4 protein-coding genes and 1 other RNA gene are annotated in these 3297 nt (G+C 46.2%); 4 read left to right on the top strand and 1 reads right to left on the bottom strand.

All coding sequences use genetic code 11. From position 1 onward, the window contains the following. From QZ735_RS00730 to QZ735_RS00740, 3 genes are all read left to right on the top strand, one after another. A partial coding sequence (locus tag QZ735_RS00730; protein ID WP_294243280.1) for an enoyl-CoA hydratase-related protein occupies positions 1–575 on the top strand: 575 nt, incomplete at its 5' end. Between the two features lie 74 nt (positions 576–649). Further along, positions 650–1579 carry a 1,4-dihydroxy-2-naphthoate octaprenyltransferase gene (gene menA / locus QZ735_RS00735; protein WP_294243282.1) on the top strand — a complete coding sequence of 310 codons (930 nt, stop codon included), beginning with the start codon at positions 650–652 and terminating at the stop codon, positions 1577–1579. Between the two features lie 154 nt (positions 1580–1733). Beyond that, the gene (locus QZ735_RS00740) at positions 1734–2420 is read left to right on the top strand and encodes a metal-dependent hydrolase (RefSeq protein ID WP_294243284.1); all 687 of its coding nucleotides are present in this window, start codon (positions 1734–1736) and stop codon (positions 2418–2420) included. A gap of 108 nt (positions 2421–2528) precedes the next feature. On the opposite strand, the gene ffs is transcribed toward QZ735_RS00740, so the two are convergent. Beyond that, positions 2529–2626: signal recognition particle sRNA small type (gene ffs, locus QZ735_RS00745), an RNA gene on the bottom strand. A gap of 132 nt (positions 2627–2758) precedes the next feature. Here ffs and QZ735_RS00750 point away from each other — a divergent pair. After that, the coding region (locus QZ735_RS00750) for a DUF4199 domain-containing protein (protein WP_294243285.1) at positions 2759–3297 on the top strand (539 nt) is incomplete at its 3' end.

Here is a 3297-nt window from a genome sequence, read left to right on the forward strand (position 1 = left end):
GATACGTAGGAGAAGACGGCAGGCACAGGCTGAATATCCTGGAAGTGCAGCGCCTGATCCGTTTTATGCCGAAAGTCGTTATTGCGGTGGTTCCCGGATGGGCCGTCGGGGGAGGGCACTCGCTCCATGTGGTCTGCGATCTTACCCTGGCCAGTGAAGAGCATGCCATATTCAAGCAGACGGATGCCGATGTTACCAGTTTCGATGGCGGTTACGGTTCCGCTTACCTCGCAAAAATGGTCGGTCAGAAAAAAGCCCGTGAAATTTTCTTCCTGGGCCGTAATTATTCCGCCCAGGAAGCTTACGAAATGGGCATGGTCAACAAAGTAGTTCCCCATGCAGAACTGGAAGATACCGCCTATGAATGGGCACAGGAAATCCTGGCCAAATCCCCGACTTCCATCAGGATGCTGAAGTTTGCCATGAACCTCACCGATGACGGGATGGTAGGGCAGCAGGTGTTTGCCGGAGAAGCTACCCGCCTCGCTTACATGACCGAAGAAGCGAAAGAAGGCAGAAATGCTTTCCTGGAAAAAAGAAAGCCGGACTTCGGAAAAGATCAGTGGATATCGTAAAAATATAAGTAATAAGTGATCGGTAATGAGTAATATCTCATTACTGATTACTTATTACCCATTACTCATAAACTATGACAGATTGGATAAAAGCCGCAAGGCTGAGAACATTACCGCTTTCTCTAAGCGGGATTATTATGGGTTCCTTTATTGCCCGGTGGAGGCTTTACGGGGAAGGCGGGACCTGGGACTGGAAAATATTCGCACTTGCTTTGCTCGTTACGCTGCTGTACCAGGTGTTATCGAATTACGCCAACGATTACGGCGACGGGGTAAAAGGTACCGATGCCAAAAGGATTACCGAAGCGGAATCCAGGGCGGTGGCATCCGGAAGAATTACTGCAGGACAAATGAAAAAAGCAGTCATCCTGCTGGCTGTCCTGTCGTTTGCGGCTACGGTTGCGCTGCTGTACCTGGCTTTCATTCCCCGGTTCATGAATGAATTTTATATTTTCATCGGTCTCGGTATTGCCAGTATCCTGGCAGCCATCGGATATACCATAGGAAAGAAACCGTACGGCTATATGGGCCTGGGTGATCTGTTTGTGTTCATCTTCTTCGGGCTGGTCTCGGTCTGCGGAAGCTATTCCCTCTTCACCAAAACATTCAGCTGGGACATGCTATTGCCGGGAACGGCAGTAGGACTGATGAGCATGGCGGTCCTGAACCTGAACAATATGCGTGATATCGAGAGCGACAGGCTTTCCGGAAAGAACAGCTTCGCCCTGAGAATCGGCTTTAAAAATGCCATGATCTATGAAATGATCCTGCTGCAGCTTCCCCTGATTCTGATGCTGATGTTCTTCGGGGTCAACGGATTCTTCGAAAGCCAAAACTATTACGTTTTCATTGTCATGATCCTGCTCCTGCCGATGATGAACCTCAGGAGAAAGATCATGGCGACCAAAAATCCGAAAGAACTGGATCCTTTCCTCAAACAGGTCGGCATCCTGACGTTCATGATGGCGGTACTGACGGCTTTCGGGCTTAATTTCTTCCACTAGACCGGATACAGATAAAAATAACGGCCGGTATTTGTACCGGCTTACAAACAATCAGGATAGCAGTGCACTCACAAACAGGATGCGACATGATGTGCAATGCTGTGACGCTGGTATCCCGATTGCTTGGATTATAACGATATAAAATAATAAAATTATGAAAATACAATTCTTAGGACAAAACTGTTTTTTGTTCACGTACCAGGAGAAAACCATCCTCTGCGACCCGTTTTACAACTACAAAAAAGCGGAGTCGGGATTTGACATTTCCGCCCAGAAAATCGATTACATCCTTCTTACCCATGCCCATGGCGATCATATTGCCGATGTGGAAGAAGTGCTGCAGCATTATCCTGAAGCTACCGTTATCGGGGTGCCGGAAGTCTGCGGATATTTCAGCAGCGCAAAAAATACGGATGATGTCAACTTAGGAGGATCGACCAAAATCGGGGATCTTACCCTTTCAATGGTTCCGGCACAGCACACCAGTTCCTTTCCGGACGGAAGCTACGGCGGTGTACCGGTAGGCTACATCTTTCAGTTTCCTGAAGGCAGAAACCTGTATCTGGCAGGTGATACCGGCGTGATGGCGGATATGGCTTTATTCCCTCGTATGTACGGCAATCTGGACCTGTCTATCCTTCCGGTAGGCGATCACTATACCATGGGTGCGGAAAAGGCGGCGTTTGCAGCAGCAGAACTTTTAAAGACCCCGAAAGTAATCGGATGCCATTTTGATACGTTCCCGGCTATTGAGATCGATCATGAGCTGGCGAAACAGTTTTTCAGGAATCAGAATGTAGAACTTGTTTTACCGGCAGCGGGAGAGACCTTCGAATTCTAAAAAAAACAGTGGAGAGAGATACGATGAAAAATAAAGCTGGAATGCCGGAAGGCAGGAAAACAAAAAAAGATAATCTTCAAATTATCTCTCTTCAGTTTAAAACAAAAAAAATGGCAAGCTACCTAAATCACACCGCTACGACCGATTACCTTTGCTGCGTTCCCACCCTGGAGGATTCTCAGGAGCTGGTTGTTTAGGACTTGCCGTTGCAAAGATAGGAATATTTTATAAACTTAAAAATATTATTAGGGAAAAATTACTGAAAAAGTCCTGTTCATGCGCTAATCCGCTGAAACAGAAAGTAATAATTTTTCATTTTTTTTCTAAAAAAATTACCCATGACAAAAAGTCCAACAACATTAGGAATTATACTCTTCGTCGCAACCATGGCCGTTTTTTTTGTGGTCTATGCCTTTTTCTCCGGCGTGAATTATTTTGATATATCGCTGAAAGCCAATGCTTTTGTATTGCCGGTGTTGTATGCCGGTGCCGCCTTCTGGTCCGTGAAATCGTACTGGAATACCCACCGCACCGTTACTTTCAAAGATGCTTTCAAGAGGGCATTTGTACCGATGTTTATCGGCGGTTTCCTTTCAGTGGTCAGCATTTATGCGTACCTGAACTTCATCGATCCCGATGCCAGGAAGCTCCTGAATTACCAGTATGTGACCCGGCAGAAGGAGGAACTCGACAAAGAATATACGTCGGCCAGGAAAATTTTAAAGCACCAGAAAGATATTGACGAACTGGACCAGAAGTACAGGGAAAGGCTTCCGAGTTTCTCCCCGGAAGCGGTAAAAGGAAAAGATATGCTTACGGTTAGTCATTTTTCAGGATATTTTGCCGCAATTCTTATATTTTACGTAGTTTTGTCATT

The sequence above is a fragment of the uncultured Chryseobacterium sp. genome (assembly GCF_913776365.1).
In the GTDB taxonomy this organism is placed as follows: Bacteria; Bacteroidota; Bacteroidia; order Flavobacteriales; family Weeksellaceae; genus Chryseobacterium.

What these genes read in the sequence shown, in the direction of transcription:
- menA (WP_294243282.1), top strand. Translation starts at nt 650, where the DNA reads ATGACAGATTGGATAAAAGCCGCAAGGCTGAGAACATTACCGCTTTCT.
- QZ735_RS00740 (WP_294243284.1), top strand. Translation starts at nt 1,734, where the DNA reads ATGAAAATACAATTCTTAGGACAAAACTGTTTTTTGTTCACGTACCAG.